Raw genomic sequence first — 18,632 nt, 5'->3', positions numbered from 1 at the left:
CGGTGAATGGGAGCGCTCCCATCCCTTGCCGCACCGTTTGTCATGCTCGCAACAGATAGGACGTGACGCCGTGGGACAGCCCCCCGCCATCCCCCCAGCCGCCGTACGCCACCGGCGGTTACGCGCGTTGGCCGCCGCCGTGCTCGCCGGAGCGCTGCTGTGGGCCGCCGGCCCGGCCGCCGACGCGGCCCCGCCCCCCGAACCGCCCCCGGCCGCCGCCGCGCCCGCCGCGCCCGAGCGGGCCGGTACCGCCGCTGCCGACGACGACTGGCTGCACACGCGCGGCAACCGGATCGTCGACGCCCACGGCAACGAGGTCCGACTCACCGGCGCCAACTGGTTCGGGTTCAACACCACCGAACGCGTCTTCCACGGCCTGTGGTCGGCCAACATCGCCGACCTCACCCGCGCCATGGCGCAGCGCGGCGTGAACATCGTGCGCGTGCCCGTCTCCACGCAGCTGCTCCTGGAGTGGAAGGAGGGCCGCGCCGCCGTGTCGAGCGCCGTCAGCGCGTACGCCAACCCGGAGCTCGCCGGCAAGACCACCCTGCAGGTGTTCGACCACTGGCTGGACCTGTGCGAGCAGTACGGCATCAAGGTCATGCTCGACGTGCACAGCGCCGAGGCCGACAACGCCGGCCACTTCCATCCCGTGTGGTGGAAGGGGACCATCACGGCCGAGGACTTCCACACCGCCTGGGAGTGGGTGACGGCCCGCTACCGGGGCGACGACACGATCGTCGCGATGGACATCAAGAACGAGCCGCACGGCGGCGCGGGCGAGACCCCGCGCGCCAAGTGGGACGGCTCCACCGACCAGGACAACTTCAAGTACGCCTGCGAGACGGCGGGCAAGCGCATCCTGGCGATCAACCCGCACCTGCTGATCCTCTGCGAGGGCATCCAGATCTACCCGAAGAACGGGTCCGGCTGGTCGTCCACCAACGCCGCCGACTACCACTCCACCTGGTGGGGCGGCAACCTCCGCGGCGTCCGCGATCACCCGGTCGACCTCGGCGCCGGCAACGACCAGCTCGTCTACTCGCCGCACGACTACGGGCCGCTCGTCGCGCCCCAGCCGTGGTTCACCGGCGACTGGAACCGCGCCACGCTCGAACGCGACGTCTGGGACCCCAACTGGCTCTACCTCCACAAGGAGAACACCGCGCCGGTCCTCATCGGCGAGTGGGGCGGCTTCATGGACGGCGGCCCCAACGAGAAGTGGATGACGGCCCTGCGCGACCTCATCGCCGAGGAGGGCCTCCACCACACCTTCTGGTGCCTCAACCCCAACTCCGGCGACACGGGCGGCCTGCTCCTGAACGACTGGAGGACCTGGGACGAGGAGAAGTACGCGCTCCTCAAGCCGTCCCTGTGGCAGCACGGCGGCAAGTTCGTCGGCCTCGACCACCGGGTCCCGCTCGGCGGCGCGGGCAGCACCACCGGCCTGAGCCTCACCGACGTGTACGGCGACGGGGGCGGCGGCCAGGACACGACGCCCCCCACCGCGCCCACCGGCCTCGCCGCGACCGCGACCGGCTCCGCGTCCGTCACGCTCCGCTGGGCGCCGTCCACCGACGACACGGCCGTCACCGGCTACGACGTCCACCGCGACGGCGCGAAGGTCACCACCGCGCCGGTCACCGGCACCGCGTACACCGACACGGGCCTGACCCCCGCGACGCGCTACACCTACACCGTGCGGGCCCGCGACGCCGCCGGGAACACCTCCGCCCCGTCCGCCCCGCTCACCGTCACCACCGCCTCCTCGGGCGGCGGTCCGGCCGGCGGCCTGAAGGTCCTGCACCGCACCACCGACGGCGCGCCGGGCGACAACGCCATCCGGCCCGAGCTGCGCGTCGCCAACACCGGGACCACCGCGCTCGACCTGTCCGCCGTCACCGCCCGCTACTACTTCACCCGCGACGGCGGCGCGCCCACGGTGAGCGCCTGGTGCGACTACGCGGCGGTCGGCTGCTCCCGGCTGCGGCTGCGCGTCGTCCCGCTGCCCGCGCCGGTCGCGGGAGCCGACGCGTACCTGGAGGTCGGCTTCACCGACGGCACCCTCGCGGCGGGCCGCGACACCGGGGACATCCAGCTCCGGATGAGCAAGGCGGACTGGTCGCCGTTCGACGAGCGCGACGACCACAGCCGCGCCCCGTCCTCCGCGTACACCGACGCCCGGACCGTTCCCGCCTACACGGGCCAGGACCTCGCCTGGGGCGCCCCGCCCGCCTGACCCGTCCGGTACGGACGCGCGCGGCCGGTGGCCCGCACAGTGCGGGCCACCGGCCTTGAGGAGCGCGCGCCGGGCGACGGGTCAGATGATGCTGACGCCGTACGCGCTGAGCGCCTCGGTGACGGGCTGGAAGAACGTGGTGCCGCCCGAGGAGCAGTTGCCGCTGCCGCCGGAGGTCAGGCCGAGGGCGGTGGAGCCGGAGAACAGGGCGCCGCCGCTGTCGCCGGGCTCGGCGCAGACGTTGGTCTGGATGAGGCCGGAGACGATGTCGCCGCCGCCGTAGTTGACCGTGGCGTTCAGGCCGGTGACGCGGCCGCTGTGCAGACCGGTGGTGGAGCCGCTGCGCTGGACGGTCTGGCCGACGTAGGCGTTGCCGGCGCCGGTGATGTCCCGGTACGAGCCGTTGTACAGGTACACCCGGCCGTCCGCCGCCGCCGAGTTGGAGTGGCGGATGATGCCGTAGTCGTTGCCCGGGAAGCTGGTGCCCGCGCGCGAGCCGAGCAGGGTGGTCTGGCCGGAGTTCGTGTACCAGGTGCTGGCGATCTCCGTGCAGTGACCGGCCGTCAGGGCGAAGGTCACACCGCTGCTGTTGCGGACGTTGAAGCCGAGGGAGCAGCGGCCGCCGCCGGACGCGTAGATGGCCTGGCCGCCGGCGATGAGCTTGTTGAACGTGCCCGGCGTGCGCTTGATCTCCACGGCGCCGGCCTTGTCGCCGGCCGCCTTCTTCAGCTTGGCCAGCTCGGCGGCCGAGACGGTGGAGTCGGCGGTGACGACCAGCTTGCCGGACTTGGCGTCCGTGTACCAGGCGGTGCCCGGCACGTCCGCGTCGAGCACGGCCTCGCTGACCTGGGCGAGCTCCGCGACGGAAGCCCGCGTCGCCTCGGCGGTCTCCGCCCCGGCGCTCGGGGCGGCAAGCGCGGTGGCGGTGACCAGGGCGGCGGCGATGGCGGTGAGCCGCGCACCTCTGGCGAGTCCGCCGCGGGGGGTGAAGCGCTTGAAGTTCACTGCGTCCTCCGGTGGGGGAAAGTCGGGGCCCGTTGGGTGGACGGGCCCGACAGGCGGTGCCGGCGGCCCGGCGGTGACCGGGAGTCGGCATGTGCCTGACAACTTGTGACGCTGGGAATACTCGCGTCCGGTTCACCCCCGCCACAAGGCTTCCTTTTGGTCGCTCCCCGTACGCCCGGCGGTCAGGGCGGCGAAAGGCCGGATTCGCCACGAGACGCCACCGCGCCCGCGGGTCGCTGCAAAGTCGTGCAAGCGTTTGCTGCCCGGCCGGCGCGGCACCCGGAACCGCCCCTGCGAGCGGAGGGCGCACGGGTGTGCGAGAAGGGCGGCGGACCGACCGTTCGGGCTGTTCACGATTGAACGGACGGACCGTCAGCCGCGCGCGGCCCGGCCGCGTTTCCGGCCGCCGGACCGGGCCGCGCTACCGCCCGGCGAAGCCGTGGCGCTCGCAATCCGTGCCGACGGGGCCCACGGGAGCGCTCCCGCGGGCCCGTCGCCCCCTTATGCGGCAATCACTCCCGTTCGCACCGCCCCGCCATGTGTCCGGAATCCGTCTTCCCCTGTCCGGAGGGCGCCCCGGCACCCTCCCGACAGGCCGTCAGGCACCGCCGGCCGACGGGAAACCCCCGCGACCCGTACGGGCGGAACACCCGCCACCGGTGACCGTGTGGGCCGCGCACGGGCGGACCACACGGTCACCGGTGACCGTGTGTGTGGGCCGTGCACACCGTCACCAGGTGACCGGCAGCGCCCGCGGACCCCGGATGAGGGCGCTGCGCCGCCACGGGACCTCCTCGGGGGGCACCGCGAGCCGGGTGCTCTCCGGAAGCCGGTCCAGGAACATCTCCACCAGCAGCTCGATCTCCATCCGCGCCAGCAGGGCCCCCGTGCAGAAGTGCGGACCGTGCCCGAAGGACACATGCGGGTTCGGCGACCGGTCGAAGTCGATGCGCTCCGGGTCGCGGAACACCTCCGGGTCCCGGTTGGCCGCCAGGTACGACACGTACACCGCGTCGCCCTTCGCGATCCGCATGCCCCGCAGCTCCACGTCCTCCAGCGCGATCCGCGCCAGACCCACCGACGAGCGGTGCGGGATGTACCGCAGCAGCTCGTCCAGGGCGCGCGGCCGCAGATCCGGCTCCGCGCGCAGCCGCTCCCGCAGCCCCGGCCGGGTCATCAGCAGGTACAGCATGTTGCCGCAGTTGTTGGTGACGGCCTCGCCGCCGATCTGCACCGGGCCGACGAGACCGACGGCCTCCTCCGCGCTGATGTCGCCCGCCGCGACGGCCGCGCCCAGCAGCGACAGGATGTCCTCGCCGTCGCCGGGATCGGCCGTACGCGCCGTGATCTCCCGCTCGAACCAGGCGTACATCTCGTCCTTGGCCCGGCCGGTCGCCGCGGCTCCGTTCGCCGGGAACAGGATCTCCTCCACCCAGCCGCTCATCCGCTCCCGGTCGGCCTGAGGAATCCCCATCAGCTCGCAGATCACCGTGGTCGGGAACGGCCCGAGCACCCGGCCGATCAGATCGGCCGGCGGCCCGTCCCGCAGCATCCCCTCCACCAGCTCGTCGAGCATCTCCCGCGCCCGCCCGCGCAGCCGCTCCACGCCGCGCAGCGAGAACGCGGGCGCGACGGCGCGCCGCAGCCGGTTGTGGTCCGGCGGCTCGGCGAAGGCCAGCGAGCCGGGCCTCGGCTTGAAGTGCGGGGCGAGCCGGGTGACGGACAGCCCCGGGACGGGCGCGCGGCTGAAGCGCGGGTCGTTCACGACCGCCCGCACATCCTCGTACCGGGTCACCAGCCAGGCCCAGCCCTCGCCGTGCGGCAGCTGGACGCGGGTGACCGGCCCCTCCCGCATCAGCTCCTCGAGCACCGGGTCGAACTCGGTGGCCTTCAGGTCCAGCGCCGGCCAGAACCGTACGGGAGGCGGCCCCAGGGGCGGTCGTGCGACGGTGTCCTCGATCACGCGCGTGTCTCCGTTTCCTGACGCGGTTACGGGCGGACCGTCCCGGACGGCCCCTCCCTCACCATCCGTCCCGGCCGCGCGGAACACCCGCTGGACTACTCCGGACGGTCCGCCCCGGCCCCCGCCCGCGCCGGGGCACGGCGCCCTACGGAACCGACGCGCACCGCACGCCGTGATAGCAGCGGGAAACAGAACCAGCCACCCGGGCCCGCCCGGGAAGAGAGGGGCGCGCGATGGCCGCGGCAGCCGTACGGCTCGACGGGAACACCCTGCTGCTCGGCGAGGGGGTGCGGGTCCGGTTCATCCGGACGCTGCGGCTCCCGGAGACCGGCACCCACCCCCTGCCGCCGGGGCTCGGCGAGTTCCCCGTACGGCGCGTCGAGGACCACGCCGACACCGTGCCGCCGGAGTGGCGGGCGCGCGGCGGGGTGCTCGTCCCCATGTACCTGCGCGAGGCGATGTGGCTGAGCTTCGACAGCGCCGAGCCCGCCGCGCTCCAGGTCGGCGCCGGCAAGGTGTGCGCCGTCTCGGGCCGCCCCTGGAGCGGCACGCTCCGCCGCGACCCGCAGAACTACGTCGTCCTGCCCCGCCAGCCGTGGCTGGACGGCATCAACTCCGGGCGCGGCACCGTCCGCCAGTTCGTCGCCGTGCCGCTCGGCCTGGGCGCCACCGTCGAGGGCCAGGTGACGGGCGAGGAGACCTGGGGCGGGGTCCAGCTCCAGGCGTTCGGGCTCGGCGGCCCGGCCCGCGCCGCGTGGCGGGCCGAGCAGGAGGAGCGGGCCCGGCGGGCCGCCGCGGCGGCCGCGGCGGCCGCGGCCGCGCCCTCCTGGGACGCCGGCGCCCCGCCCGCGTACGGCGCGCCGGGTGCCCCGATGCCCGCGCCGATGGCCGCGCCCGCCGCCCCGGGCGGCCCCGCCCGCGCCCGCGCCGGCCGTCCCGCCGCCGCGATGGGCCTCGGCGCGGGCGGCACGATGCGCCAGGAGGTGTACCGGGACGACCGGCCGCTCTCCGACTGGGCCGACGAGCCGTCGGGCCGGGTCTTCGTCCACCTCGTCACCCCGCCCGAGTGGCGCCGCATCACCGGCGAGGAGCCCCCCGCGTCCCCCGTCGACCGCGCCGCCTACACCCGCGCCGGCCTGCCCTGGTACGACTACGACGACGCGTCCGCCACCGACCTCGCGCCCGCCGGGCCGCTGTCGGACGTCAAGCCCGTGGGGGAGTGGCTCGGCGACGACCACGCGCCCTTCGTGCCGCCCGCACCCCACCAGATCCACCCGCTGGGCGGTGCGCCCGCGCCCGGGAAGCCCGTCGGCGACGGCGACTGGTGACCCGACCGGCCCCCGGCCCCGCACCCGCCCGCCGCGACCGCGCACGCGTGCGGGCGGGCGCCGCTCCGAACGGGTGAATGCCGCTCCTTCCGCACGCCGTGCCCGTGACGCGGCCGGGGGACGCCGGTTAGCAGGGAGGCCCGGTCACCGGGTCTTCCGACCAGAAGGATGAGTCATGATCAAGAAGTTCGTCGCCACCGCGGGCGTCGCGGCGGCCGCCCTGGGATTCTCCGCGCCGATGGCGTCCGCCGTGGGCGACCACAACGTCGAGACCCAGAACGGCAACTTCTCCGAGCAGGCGTACGGCAACACCGTCACGGGCGGCAAGCTGAGCCCCCAGATGGGCCTGGTCCAGGGGTCCCTGAACAAGCTGTGCGCGGGCGTGCCCGTCCAGGCCGACGTCCAGAACGTCGTGGGCCTGCTGAACATCGGTGTCCAGGACATCCTGAACGACACGCAGAACCAGCAGTGCGCCGAGAACTCCACGGCGGTCAAGGGTGACAGCGCCCTGTCGCACCTCGTCGAGAACCTCATCTCGGAGAACGGCGCCGTCGCCGTCGACTGACGCGCGCACCGCCCGTACGAAGGGCCGGCCGGGACCCCCCGACCGGCCCTTCGCCGTCCCCGCGGCGCCCGCGAGCGTCCGTTGTCCCCGCTGCCTGGCCGGCCGCCCCGTGAGCGTCCGTTGTCCCCGCCCGGACCGGCCACCACCCCGCGAGCCCCCGCCGTCCCGCCATCCCGCCGCCCGGCCGGGCGGAACAGCGGCGGTGCCGACGGCCGCCGTGCTAGGCAAGGCGCATGACTACAGCGAAGCAAGGGCGCGTCCTCGTCGTCGGCGGGTTCGGCGCCGTCGGCGCCACCGTGACGGCCGCGCTCGAAGGGTGGTTCCCCGGCCGCGTCCTTCCCGGCGGCCGCAGCCGGGGCGTACGCGTCGACGTCGGCGATCCGGAGGGGTTCGGCCGCGTACTGGACGGGCTCGGGGACGTCGCCGCCGTCGTGCTCTGCGTCGAACCCCCGGGCCCGGGGGCGGCCCGTGCCTGCCTGGAGCGCGGCGTCCACCTCGTCGACGTCGGCGCGACGCCCCGGCTGCTGGACGGCGTGGCCGCCCTGCACGGTGACGCGGTCCGCGCGGGGGCCACCGCCGTACTGAGCGTGGGCCTCGCCCCCGGGCTCACGAATCTTCTCGCGGCCCGCGCGCACGAGGAGGTGGGCGGCGCCGACCGGATCGCCCTGACCGTGCTGCTCGGCACCGGCGAACGGCACGGCGGCGACTCCGTCCGCTGGACCGTCGACGGCCTGGCCGCGCCCCCGTCCGGTGCCCGCCCGGCCCGCTTCCCCCTGCCCGGGTACGGCACGCGGACCGCCTACCCGTTCCCCTTCTCCGACCAGTACACGCTGCGCGCCGGCCTGGGCGTCCCGGACGTCACCACCCGGTTGTGCCTGGACTCCCGCGCCCTCACGGCCGCCCTGTTCGGCGCCCGCCGGGCCGGGCTCGGCCGCGCGGCCCGGCACCCGGCCGTACGCCGCGTGCTGACGGCCGCGTTCGGGGCCGTCCACGTGGGCGGCGAGGGCTTCGCGGTGCGGGCCGACGCGTGGCGCGGCGGCCGGCACGCCGTGCACGCGCTGACGGGCCGCGCGCAGAGCCGCGTCACCGCGCTGGTCGCGGCCCGCGCCGCCCGCGCCGCGCTGACCGGCACGCTCCCGTCCGGCGTCCACCATGTCGAACGGCTCCCGGTGCTGGCCGGCCTGCCCGAGGAGTTGGCCGCCGACGGGGCGCTCAACCTGCACCGCCCGGCACCCGCGGGGGAGCGGTGAGCGGACCGGTCCCAAGGCGGCGCTGAGCGTCGGGGCACGCGAACGCGGCGACGAGCGGACCGGTCACGCGACGGTCACGCTCCGTACCCGATCGGCACGTCTCCGTGCCGGGAGGGTACGCGCCGCCCCCGTGCGGGCACCGGAACCGGAAGCTCCCGGCGTACCCCCTGAACACGATCAAGTCCTTCCAGCTGCGCCCGATTCACAAGAAGGGGAACCTTGCGCAAACTTCGGGCCAACGCGTGACCCTCCGTCAAACTCCCTCACTCGTACGGGCTATGCTCGGCGCTCGTCGTCATATGATCTTTTTCGTTCGATGGGTTTGAGGGTGCTGATGGTCCGTGAGGAATCGTCGCCCGGAAGTGGAAGCCCGCGGTCCGCGGCATCTTTCGTGTGGCTGCTGCCCGCCGCTGTGATCGCCGTCGCCACCGGGGTCTCGGTGGCCATGGTGGAGGCTTCCGCGAGAGGGCCGGTCGCGGTCTTCGGAGGGGTTTCCGCTCTGTTCCTCGCCGTGCTCGGCAGCGAGGCCGCGCGCCGCGGGCGGGTGATCGAGGAGCTGCGCCGTACCGTCGCCGCCCGCGACACCGCCCTGGCCCGCCGGCACGCGGAGACCGCCCACCTCGCGGGGACCCTGCTGCCCGACGCCGTCCAGCGGCTGCGCCAGGGCGAGTTCCCCGAGGACGTCCTCGCCTCGCTCACCGCGCCCGAGGAGCACCAGGCCGTCGTCCGCGTGGTCGTCGACGCCGTGACCGCCGAGGAGGACCTGCGCGAGTCGGCGCAGCGCGCCTTCGTCAACATCGCCCGCCGCGTCCAGGCGATCGTCCACCAGCAGGCGACGGAGCTGCGCGCGATGGAGGACCGGCACGGCCACAGCCCCGAGGTCTTCGGCGACCTGCTCCGCATCGACCACGGCACCGCCCTGATCGGCCGCCTCGCCGACTCCATCGCCGTCCTCGGCGGCGCCCGGCCGGGCCGCCAGTGGAGCCGGGCCGTCCCGCTGTACAGCGTGCTGCGCGGCGCCATGTCCCGCATCATCGACTACCAGCGCGTCGAACTGCACTCCGTCACCGAGGTCGCCGTCACCGGGCCCGCCGTCGAGCCGCTCATCCACGCGCTCGCCGAACTCCTCGACAACGCCACCCGCTACTCGCCGCCGCAGACCAAGGTCCATCTGACCGCCGTGGACGTGCAGTCGGGCATCGCCGTCGAGATCGAGGACGGCGGCGTGTCCATGAGCGAGGAGGCCCGCAAGCGCGCCGAGCGCATGCTCCGCCAGGCGCAGCAGGGCATCGACCTCAACGACCTGGGCGAGACCCCGCGCCTCGGCCTCGCCGTCGTCGGCCGCCTCGCGCAGGCGTACGGCTTCCAGGTCTCGCTGCGCTCCTCCGCGTACGGCGGTGTCCGCGCCGTCGTCGTCGTCCCGCAGGAGCTGATCACCACCGTCGCCGCCGCCTCGGGCCTCGCCCACGGCATCGGCGCGTCCTCCGTACCCCGCACCGCCGTCCCGGCCGCCCCCGCCGCCCCCGCCCCCGTCCCGGCCCCCGCGGAGCGTCCCGCGACCGGCCCGGTGGCGGACGGCGAGGCCCCCACGGTGGTCGAGCGGACCGCGAACGGCCTGCCGCAGCGACGCCGCAGGAAGCCGCTCGCGGAGCCGCAGCAGGCCGCAGCCGCCGCACCGGCCGCATCCTCGGGCCGGACGCCGACGGCGTCCGCGACCCCGGCATCCGAGCAGGAGCCGACACCTCAGGTGCAGCCCGGAATGTGGCTGGCCGCCTTCCAGAGCGGCCTGTCCGGGGAGCCCAACGACGCAAGCAAGGGGAACTCGCAGCAATGATCAAGCAGCAGGCCAATCTGGACTGGATGCTCAAGGACCTCGCGGAAGGCGTGCCGCAAACCCGACACGTGGTCGTGCTCTCCGCCGACGGTCTGCGCATGGCCCAGTACGGCACCGACCACGACACGGCCGACCGGCTCGCCGCGGCCTGCGCCGGGCTCCAGTCGCTGGCCGGGGCCGTCGCCACCGAACTGCCGCACAGCGACGGCAGGATGCGGCTCGTCGTGATCGAGATGGACGGCGGCTTCTTCTACCTGATGGCCGCCGGTGCCGGCGCCTACCTGGCCGTGCTCGCCGACGAGGGCGTCGACGCGGGGCTGATGGGCCAGCGCATGCGGGATCTCGTCCTGCGCATCGGAGAACACCTGAGCAGCCCGCCGCGACAGGATGGGCAGGGCGCCAGGTGAGCGGAGCGGGCGGCGGTGACTGGGAGGAAGCCAGTCCCGAGCGGCTCTATGTGATCACGGGGGGACGCAGCGGCGGGTCGGCACCCGCCCAACTCGACCTCGTCACGCTGATCGTGGCGAAGTCCGGTGCGAAGCCCGGGATGCAACCGGAACACGCGGCGATCGTCCAGCTGTGCCAGTCACCGCTGTCCGTGGCCGAGATCTCCGCGTACCTGGGCCTCCCGGTCAGCGTCGTCACGGTGCTGCTCGGCGACCTCCTCGCCGACAACCGCATCGTCGCCCGCGCACCCGTCCCACCCGCCCGACTCCCCGACCGCGCGTTGATTGAGGCAGTGATCGATGGACTTCAGAAGCTCTGAGCACAACGGCTCCGAGCGGCACGGCGGCGCCGCGGTTCGGGGGCCGCGCACCGAGGACGTGCTGCCCGAGACGGCCACCACCGCCGTCAAGGTGGTGATCGTGGGCGGGTTCGGCGTGGGGAAGACCACCTTCGTCGGCTCCGTCAGCGAGATCCGCCCGCTCACCACCGAGGAGACGATGACCCAGGCCGGGGTCGGCGTCGACGACACATCCGGGATCGACGGCAAGACGTCGACCACCGTCGCCATGGACTTCGGCCGGATCAGCATCAACCAGGAACTGGTCCTGTACCTGTTCGGCACACCCGGCCAGGAGCGGTTCTGGTTCCTGTGGCGCGGCCTGTTCGAAGGCGCCCTCGGCGCGGTCGTCCTGGTCGACACCCGCCGCCTGGAGGTCAGCTTCGACGTGCTCGGCCGCCTGGAGGAGCGCCGCGTGCCGTTCGTCGTGGCCGTCAACACCTTCCCGGACGCGCCCAGCTACCCGGTCGAGGAGCTCCGTACCGCCCTCGACCTGCCGCCGGCCGTGCCGATCGTCCCCTGCGACGCCCGGGACCGAGGCTCCGCGCGGGACGTCCTGATGACGCTGATGCGCTACCTGCAGACCCTCGCGACGACCCAGGAGGCGTCATGACCGCCCCCCACACCGAATCCCTCCAGGGCCTCACCCCGCCTCCCGGCTGCCCCGCCCACGCCGGGACCATCGGCGCCAGCGCGCTGCGCCGCATCTACGGTGCCGAGGCCGAGCGCGACCCGAAGGCCCTCTACGAGGAGCTGCGCCGGCAGCACGGCCCGGTCGCGCCCGTCCTCCTCCACGGCGACCTGCCTGCCTGGATCGTCCTGGGCCACCGGGAGAACCTGGAGGTGATGCGGTCCCCGTCGCGGTTCTCCAACGACTCCCGCCTGTGGCGGATGTTCAAGGAGGGGCGCGTCCCCGCCGACTCGCCGCTGCGCCCGATGGTCGAGTGGCAGCCCATGTGCGTCTTCACCGACGGCGCCGAGCACGAGCGGCTCCGCGCGGCGGTCCGCGACGCCCTGGACCAGTTCGACCGGCGCGGTGTGCGCCGCTACGTCATCCGCTACACCGACCAGCTGGTCGACTCCTTCGCCGCCGAGGGCCGCGCCGACCTCATCCGGGACTTCGCGGAGAAGCTGCCGATGCTGGTGATGACCCAGCTGCTCGGCATGCCCGAGGAGTACGGGCCGCACCTGGTCGACGCCTGCCTGGACCTGATGAAGGGCAGCGAGACGACCGTCGCCAGCAACGAGTTCGTCGTACGGACCCTGCGCACCCTCACCGAGCGGAAGAAGGCCCAGCCGGGCCACGACCTGGCGAGCCGGCTGCTGAGCCACGAGGCGAACCTCAGCGACGACGAGGTGCTGGAGCACCTGCGCCTGGTCCTCATCTCCGCCAACGAGACCACCGTCAACCTGATCGCCAACGCCCTGCGCCTGGTCCTCACCGACCGCCGCTTCCGCGCCAACCTCGCCGGCGGCCACATGACCCTGCCGGACGCGCTGGAGCAGGTGCTGTGGGACGACCCGCCGCTGTCGGCGATCACCGGCCGCTGGGCGACCGGCGACACGGTCCTGGGCGGCCAGCAGATCAGGGCCGGCGACATGCTGCTGCTCGGCGTCGCCGCCGGCAACGTGGACCCGGAGATCCGCCCCGACCTCGACAAGCCGCTCCTCGGCAACCGCGCCCACCTGGCGTTCAGCAGCGGCCCGCACGAGTGCCCCGGCCAGGACATCGGCCGTGCCATCGCCGACACCGGCATCGACACGCTGCTGGCCCGTCTGCCCGACCTGCGGCTCGCCGTGCCCGAGGGCGAACTGCGCTGGTCCGCCGCGTGGCTGTCGAAGCGTCTGGAGGCGCTGCCCGTCGAGTTCACCCCGCCCGCCTCGGCGGCGCCGCGGAGCCCGAGCGCGCCGAAGGACTTCGCCTCGACCGTCCCCGGACCGCTGCCCGAGCAGGTGCCGCCGCCCATGCCGAGCTCCGCGCCGGCCGCGGGCAGCCCAGAGCCCGCCCGGAAGACGTGGTGGAGCCTGTTCTTCCGGCCGAACCGCTGAATTCACGGAATCGTTCCTTCCAAAGGACCTCCGACCTGTTGGAACAGGGTTATCAGATGACTACTATGCGCCATAGTTGATCAAATCCCGTGCCTCAGCCGGCGTCGTCGCGACGCCTGTTGAGGCATGCACACACGTCGCACCGCGACGAGAGGAGGCCGTAGTGGGGCCCGGTCTGATAGTGCCGCCGATCTTCACGCCCATTCCGCCGGCGATCCACCCCTGCCACGTGGAGGCGGACGTCCTGACGGCGGCCTGGGCGGAGACGTACCGCATCGGATCGGAGAAGCTGCGCGCACGGCTGGTCTCGCAGGCCATCGGGACCTTCTCCGCGCGCATCCTGCCCGAGGGCCGCGAGGAGGTCGTCTCGCTCCTCGCCGACTTCATCCTCTGGCTGTTCGGCGTGGACGACGGCCACTGCGAGGAGGGCGAGCTCGGCCGCCGCCCCGGCGAGCTCGCCGCCGAGCTGCACCGCCTGCTGAGGGTCGCGCAGAACCCCGAGGTGCCGATGCTGGGCGACGACCCGCTCGCCGCCGGGCTGCGCGACCTGCGCCTGCGCGTCGACCGCTACGGCACCCCCGGCCAGGCCGCCCGCTGGGTGGACGCCCTGCGCGAGTACTTCTTCTCGGTCGTGTGGGAGGCGTCCCACCGCCGCGCCGGCACCGTCCCGGACCTCAACGACTACACGCTGATGCGGATCTACGACGGCGCCACCACCGTCGTCCTGCCCATGCTGGAGATCGGCCACGGCTACGAGCTCCAGCCGCACGAGCGCGACCGCACCGCCGTGCGCGCCGCCGCCGAGATGGCCTCCTTCATCATCACCTGGGACAACGACATCTTCTCGTACCACAAGGAGAAGAAGGAGAAGAGCGCCACCGGCTACTACCTCAACGTGCTGCGCGTCCTGGAGGAGCACGAGGGCATGACGCCCGAGCAGGCCCTCGACGTCGCCATCTCCCAGCGCGACCGCGTCATGTGCCTGTACATGCGCCTCACCGAGGCCCTCGCCGCCCAGGGCAGCCCGCAGCTGCGCCAGTACCTGCGCACCCTCGGCAGCTTCATCCGCGGCGCCCAGGACTGGGGCGTCACCTCCGTCCGGTACACCACCCCGGACGACCCGGCGAACATGCCCGCCCACTTCCGCGACACCCCCGTGGACGGCAGCGAGGAGCCGCTCGACATCCCGGCGATCGGCTGGTGGTGGAACCTCCTCGCCCCCGGCGGGGACGCGCACGCCGCCCCGCGACTGCACCGGACCGCGCAGAACTAGAGCAAAGGATTCCTCGGTGTCAGTGGTGACAGCAGGCTCCCCGACCGTTCCCCCCGCCCCCGGGGCCGTACCGCTCCTCGGGCACGCCTGGAGGCTGTGGCGCGACCCGCTCGGCTTCCTCAAGTCCCTGCGCGAGGCGGGCGACATCGTCCAGGTGCGCCTCGGGACCATGCCCGTGTACGTGGTCACCTCCGCGGAGCTCATCAACGAGGTGACCGTCCGGCAGGCCCGCAGCTTCGAGAAGGGCCGGTTGTTCGACCGGCTGCGCCCCCTCGCCGGCAACGGCCTGGCGACCGCCAACGGCGAGGTGCACCGGATGCACCGCCGGCTGATCCAGCCGATGTTCCACCCGCAGCGCATCGAGATGTACGCGCGGGTCATGAGCGACAACGCCCGTGAGCTCGCGGACTCCTGGCAGCCGGGCCAGGAGATCGAACTGGAGCGGGCGATGGCCGGGTACGCCGTCGAGACCCTCGCCAAGACCCTGTTCTCCACGGACATCGGCCTCCCGGCGGTCGAGGCGGTCCGCGAGAACCTCCCCGTCGTCCTGAAGAACATGCTCGTACGGGCCGCGTCGCCGAAGCTCCTCGACCGGCTGCCCATCCGCGCCAACCGCGACTTCGACGCCGCCTCCGCCCGGCTGCGGCGCGTCATCGACGAGGTCATCGCCACCACGCGCCGCTCCGGCGAGACCGGCCACCACGACCTGCTGTCGGTGCTGCTGGCCGCCCGCGACGAGGAGACCGGCGTCTCCCTCACCGACGCCGAGGTCCGCGACGAGCTGAGCACCATCCTCTTCGCCGGGGCCGAGACCACCGCCTCCTCCCTGGCCTGGACCTTCCACGAGCTGGCGCAGCGCCCGGACGTGGAGGCCGAACTCGTCGCGGAGATCCGGGAGGTCGTCGGCGACCGGCCCGTGGAGATCGGCGACGTGCCCCGGCTGGCCGCCGTCCGCCGCGTGCTGGACGAGGTGATCCGCCTGCACGGCGTCACCATGCTGATGCGCCGCGCCATCGCGCCCGTCGAACTGGGCGGCCACCACATCCCCGAGGGCGCCGAGGTCGCCTTCAGCCTCTACGCCATGCACCGCGACCCGGCCCTGTACCCGGACCCGGACCGGTTCGACCCGGACCGCTGGCTCCCGGAGCGCCGCGCCTCCATCGACCGGCAGTCGTACATCCCCTTCGGCGCGGGCAACCGCAAGTGCATCGGCGACGCGTTCGTCTGGACGGAGGCGACGATCGCCCTCGCGACCATCCTCGCCCAGTGGAGCCTGCGGCCCGTGCCCGGGCACACCCCCCGCGAGGTGCCCTCCGCCGTCGCCCACCCCGACCGCGTCCCCATGGTCGTCACACCCCGCCAGAGCTGAGACACCCGCACCGCACGCCCGGCCGGACCCCCCACGGGGACCGGCCGGGCGCGCCACGTCCGGCCCCCACACGCCCCTCCCGCCCATGGCGCGGCACACCACATGGCGGCCCCGACGTACACCCGGTCCACCGGCATCCCATGGGGCTGCACACCACATGGCGGCCCCGGCGTCCACTCGCCCGCCCCGGCGTCCGCCCGCCCGCCGCGGCACCCGTTCGCCCCGCCCGGAGGTGGTCGTGCTCCCGCGTCCCGTACGGCTCGAACTCCCCTTGTGCCGCAGTGGCGTCGACGCGAAGGATGCCCCCAGGGGTACCGTGCCCACCCGCACGCGTGCCCCGCCGCCGTTTCCGCCTCGTGTCCGCGACCCGGACAGGCCGAAAGGAGTGCGCTCGTGTTCTTCGTCGACACCCTCGCGACCGAAGGGCTCGGAAACCGCTGCTACCTGGCGGGAGGCGCGGCGCACGCCGTCGCCGTCGACCCGCCGCGCGACGTGGACCGCGTCATCGCCGCGGCCGCCGCCCGCGGGGTCCGCCTCACCCATGTGGTGGAGACCCACATCCACAACGACTACATCACCGGGGGCCTCGACCTGGCCCGCCTCACCGGCGCCGCCTACCTCGTCCCCGCCGGCGCGGGCGCGTCCTTCCCCCACGTCCCCGTCCACGACGGCGACCGCGTCCCCCTCGACGCCGCGCTCACCCTGCGTGCCCTGGCCACCCCCGGCCACACCCCGCACCACACCGCGTACGTCCTTCAGGACGCGGGCACGCCCGTCGCCGCGTTCACCGGCGGCTCCCTCCTCATCGGCACCGTCGGCCGTCCCGACCTGGTCGAGCCCCGCCTCACCGAACGGCTCGCCCGCGCCCAGTACGCCTCCGCGCACCGCCTCGCCGCCGAACTCCCCGACGACACCGCCGTGCTGCCCACCCACGGCTTCGGCAGCTTCTGCGCCTCCGTCCGCACCGGCGCCGACACGGGCCCCTCCACCATCGGCGCGGAGAAGACCGGCAACGACGCCTTCGCCAAGGACGCCGACACCTTCGTCGCCGATCTCCTCGCCGGCCTCGACGCCGTCCCCGCCTACTACGCGCACATGGCGCCCCGCAACGCCGCGGGGCCGGCCCCCGTCGACCTGACCCCGCCCGCCGTGGCCGACGCCGACGAGATCGCCGCGCGGCTCGCGGCGGGGGAGTGGGTCGTCGACCTGCGCGGCCGGGTCGCCTTCGCGCACGGCCATGTCGCCGGATCGTTCAACATCGAGGAGGGCGGCCAGCTCGCCACCTACCTGGCCTGGCTCATACCGCCCGGCCGGCCCGTCACCCTGCTCGCCGCGTCACCGGAGCGGATCGCCGCGGCCCAGCGCGAACTCGTCCGCGTCGGCATCGACCGCCCCGCCGCGGCGGCCACCGGCGACCCGCGCACATGGGTGCGCGACGGCGAGACGCTCCGCTCCTACGAGGTCGCGACCTTCGCCGCGCTCGCCCGCGCCCTCGACGCCGACCCGCGCAAAACGGTCGTCCTCGACGTGCGGCGCGACCCCGAGCGGGCCGCCGGGCACATCGAGGGCTCCCTGCACATCCCCCTGCACCAGCTGCGCCACCGCGCCGGCGAACTCCCGGCCGGCACGGTCTGGGTGCACTGCGCGGCCGGGATGCGGGCCGCCATCGCCGCGTCCATGCTGGACGCCGCCGGGCGGCAGGTCGTCGCCGTGGACGACGCCTTCGACGCCGCGCCCGCCGCGGGACTGCCCGTCGTACGCCCCTCCTGCCCGCGGGTGACGGCCCGCCAGGCGCGCGCCAGGACCGGCGCGGACGGCGGCGCGGTCCTCGTCGACGTACGGGAGGAGCAGGAGTGGCGCGCGGGCCACGCGCCCGGAGCCGTCCACCTGCCGCTGTCCGCGCTGCTCGCCGACCCCGCCGCGCCCGAGGCCCTGCGGGGGCGGGACGCGGTGGTGATCTGCCGCTCCGGGCAGCGCTCCCAGAAGGCCGCCCGCGCCCTCGCCGAGCGCGGGGCGAGCGCCGTGGACGTGGAGGGCGGCATGCACGCCTGGGCGCGCGCCGGATACCCGGTCGTCGACGAGCACGGGAACAGCGGCTCGATCGCGTGACCGGACTCCTCCTGGCCCTCGCCGCCGGCGCCGTCGTCGGGCTGGCGCTGGGGGCGCTCGGCGGGGGCGGCGGTGTGCTCACCGTCCCCGCGCTCGTCTACCTGCTCGGCTTCGCCCCCGTCGAGGCCGCCACGGCGAGCCTCGTCATCGTCACCGCCACCTCCGCCACCGCCCTGTACGGCCACGCCCGCGACGGCCGGGTGCGCTGGACGGCCGGGCTGCTGTTCGCGGCGGCCGGGGCCGGGCCCGCCGCGCTCACCTCGTCCCTGGCGGCGGGCGTGCCCCGGCCTGTTGTCACGGCGGCGTTCGCGGCGGTCGCCGTCCTCGCGGCCCTCCGCATGCTCGCCCCGGCACCGCAGGACAGGGACGGCGACGAGCGGGACCGGGGCGGCGAGAGCCGGGACGAGCGGGACCGGGGCCGCGCGAGCCCGGACGAGCCGGAGAGGGGCGGCGGGGGCGGTGGGGCGACCGGCGCCCGTTCCACGCGGTGGTTGCGGGCCGCCGGCGCGGGCGCCGGGGTGGGGGCGCTCACCGGGTTCCTCGGCGTCGGCGGGGGCTTCCTCGCCGTACCCGCCCTCGTCGCCCTGGCCGGACTGCGGATGCGGGCGGCGGTGGCGACCGGCCTGCTCGTCGTCACCGCCAACGCGCTGGTCGCGCTCACCGCCCGCGCGGGCACGGCCGCCCCGGTCGACTGGGCGGTCGTCGCCCCGTTCACGGGCGCGGCCGTGCTCGCCGCGTGGGACGGGCGGCGCCTCGCGGCCCGTGTCCCGGCGGCCCTGCTCCGCCGGATCTTCGGCTGGGGGCTGCTGGCCGTCGCCGCGCTGATGGCCGCCGACACGGCGGCCCGGCTGCTGTGACCGCCGA

15 protein-coding genes are annotated in these 18,632 nt (G+C 74.5%); 13 read left to right on the top strand and 2 right to left on the bottom strand.

What is annotated here, in order from left to right; translation table 11 throughout:
• The first annotated feature begins 70 nt into the window (after positions 1-70).
• Positions 71-2,239, top strand: a complete 2,169-nt coding sequence (locus ACSUPT_RS01750) for a cellulase family glycosylhydrolase (RefSeq protein WP_436943289.1) — start codon at positions 71-73, stop codon at positions 2,237-2,239.
• A gap of 81 nt (positions 2,240-2,320) precedes the next feature.
• Here the strand turns inward: ACSUPT_RS01750 and ACSUPT_RS01745 are convergent, their stop codons facing one another.
• Both ACSUPT_RS01745 and ACSUPT_RS01740 read right to left on the bottom strand, forming a co-directional pair.
• Positions 2,321-3,244, bottom strand: coding sequence for a S1 family peptidase (locus ACSUPT_RS01745; RefSeq protein ID WP_351963566.1), 924 nt, complete (start codon positions 3,242-3,244; stop codon positions 2,321-2,323).
• A gap of 730 nt (positions 3,245-3,974) precedes the next feature.
• Positions 3,975-5,207, bottom strand: coding sequence for a cytochrome P450 (locus ACSUPT_RS01740; RefSeq protein WP_361662320.1), 1,233 nt, complete (start codon positions 5,205-5,207; stop codon positions 3,975-3,977).
• Positions 5,208-5,440: 233 nt separating this feature from the next.
• Between ACSUPT_RS01740 and ACSUPT_RS01735 the strand changes: the two genes are divergently transcribed.
• From ACSUPT_RS01735 to ACSUPT_RS01680, 12 genes are all read left to right on the top strand, one after another.
• Positions 5,441-6,535 (top strand): hypothetical protein, encoded by a 1,095-nt coding sequence (locus ACSUPT_RS01735; RefSeq protein WP_436943288.1) that lies wholly within the window; start codon positions 5,441-5,443, stop codon positions 6,533-6,535.
• A gap of 175 nt (positions 6,536-6,710) precedes the next feature.
• Positions 6,711-7,100 carry a rodlin gene (locus ACSUPT_RS01730; RefSeq protein WP_351963563.1) on the top strand — a complete coding sequence of 130 codons (390 nt, stop codon included), beginning with the start codon at positions 6,711-6,713 and terminating at the stop codon, positions 7,098-7,100.
• Positions 7,101-7,333: 233 nt separating this feature from the next.
• Entirely contained in the window at positions 7,334-8,350 is a 1,017-nt protein-coding gene (locus tag ACSUPT_RS01725) for a saccharopine dehydrogenase (RefSeq protein WP_436943286.1), read from the top strand.
• A gap of 334 nt (positions 8,351-8,684) precedes the next feature.
• A complete protein-coding gene (locus ACSUPT_RS01720; protein ID WP_361662311.1) occupies positions 8,685-10,184 on the top strand; it encodes a sensor histidine kinase in 1,500 nt (499 codons plus the stop codon).
• Positions 10,181-10,591 carry a roadblock/LC7 domain-containing protein gene (locus tag ACSUPT_RS01715; protein ID WP_351963561.1) on the top strand — a complete coding sequence of 137 codons (411 nt, stop codon included), beginning with the start codon at positions 10,181-10,183 and terminating at the stop codon, positions 10,589-10,591. The genes ACSUPT_RS01720 and ACSUPT_RS01715 overlap by 4 nt, the downstream gene beginning before the upstream one ends.
• Positions 10,588-10,950, top strand: coding sequence for a DUF742 domain-containing protein (locus ACSUPT_RS01710; protein WP_351963560.1), 363 nt, complete (start codon positions 10,588-10,590; stop codon positions 10,948-10,950). Before ACSUPT_RS01715 ends, ACSUPT_RS01710 begins: the two co-directional genes overlap by 4 nt.
• Positions 10,931-11,581, top strand: coding sequence for a GTP-binding protein (locus tag ACSUPT_RS01705; RefSeq protein WP_351963559.1), 651 nt, complete (start codon positions 10,931-10,933; stop codon positions 11,579-11,581). The genes ACSUPT_RS01710 and ACSUPT_RS01705 overlap by 20 nt, the downstream gene beginning before the upstream one ends.
• Positions 11,578-13,017 carry a cytochrome P450 gene (locus tag ACSUPT_RS01700; RefSeq protein WP_399218069.1) on the top strand — a complete coding sequence of 480 codons (1,440 nt, stop codon included), beginning with the start codon at positions 11,578-11,580 and terminating at the stop codon, positions 13,015-13,017. Before ACSUPT_RS01705 ends, ACSUPT_RS01700 begins: the two co-directional genes overlap by 4 nt.
• A 163-nt stretch (positions 13,018-13,180) precedes the next feature.
• Positions 13,181-14,290 carry a selina-4(15),7(11)-diene synthase gene (locus ACSUPT_RS01695; RefSeq protein ID WP_351963557.1) on the top strand — a complete coding sequence of 370 codons (1,110 nt, stop codon included), beginning with the start codon at positions 13,181-13,183 and terminating at the stop codon, positions 14,288-14,290.
• A gap of 22 nt (positions 14,291-14,312) precedes the next feature.
• Positions 14,313-15,659, top strand: a complete 1,347-nt coding sequence (locus ACSUPT_RS01690) for a cytochrome P450 (RefSeq protein ID WP_403505596.1) — start codon at positions 14,313-14,315, stop codon at positions 15,657-15,659.
• A gap of 393 nt (positions 15,660-16,052) precedes the next feature.
• A complete protein-coding gene (locus ACSUPT_RS01685) occupies positions 16,053-17,768 on the top strand; it encodes a rhodanese-like domain-containing protein (RefSeq protein WP_436943282.1) in 1,716 nt (571 codons plus the stop codon).
• The gene (locus ACSUPT_RS01680) at positions 17,765-18,625 is read left to right on the top strand and encodes a TSUP family transporter (protein WP_436943281.1); all 861 of its coding nucleotides are present in this window, start codon (positions 17,765-17,767) and stop codon (positions 18,623-18,625) included. The genes ACSUPT_RS01685 and ACSUPT_RS01680 overlap by 4 nt, the downstream gene beginning before the upstream one ends.
• Positions 18,626-18,632: the final 7 nt, after the last annotated feature.

The organism is Streptomyces sp. SudanB25_2051, assembly GCF_964272635.1.
Taxonomy (GTDB): domain Bacteria; phylum Actinomycetota; class Actinomycetes; order Streptomycetales; family Streptomycetaceae; genus Streptomyces.
Note: the sequence above shows the minus strand (reverse complement) of the source record. Positions and strands in the feature narration are given on the sequence as shown.

Coding starts and splice junctions, on each gene's coding strand:
- ACSUPT_RS01700 (WP_399218069.1), top strand. CDS start 11,578: ATGACCGCCCCCCACACCGAATCCCTCCAGGGCCTCACCCCGCCTCCC.
- ACSUPT_RS01705 (WP_351963559.1), top strand. CDS start 10,931: ATGGACTTCAGAAGCTCTGAGCACAACGGCTCCGAGCGGCACGGCGGC.
- ACSUPT_RS01720 (WP_361662311.1), top strand. CDS start 8,685: ATGGTCCGTGAGGAATCGTCGCCCGGAAGTGGAAGCCCGCGGTCCGCG.
- ACSUPT_RS01715 (WP_351963561.1), top strand. CDS start 10,181: ATGATCAAGCAGCAGGCCAATCTGGACTGGATGCTCAAGGACCTCGCG.
- ACSUPT_RS01730 (WP_351963563.1), top strand. CDS start 6,711: ATGATCAAGAAGTTCGTCGCCACCGCGGGCGTCGCGGCGGCCGCCCTG.
- ACSUPT_RS01735 (WP_436943288.1), top strand. CDS start 5,441: ATGGCCGCGGCAGCCGTACGGCTCGACGGGAACACCCTGCTGCTCGGC.
- ACSUPT_RS01725 (WP_436943286.1), top strand. CDS start 7,334: ATGACTACAGCGAAGCAAGGGCGCGTCCTCGTCGTCGGCGGGTTCGGC.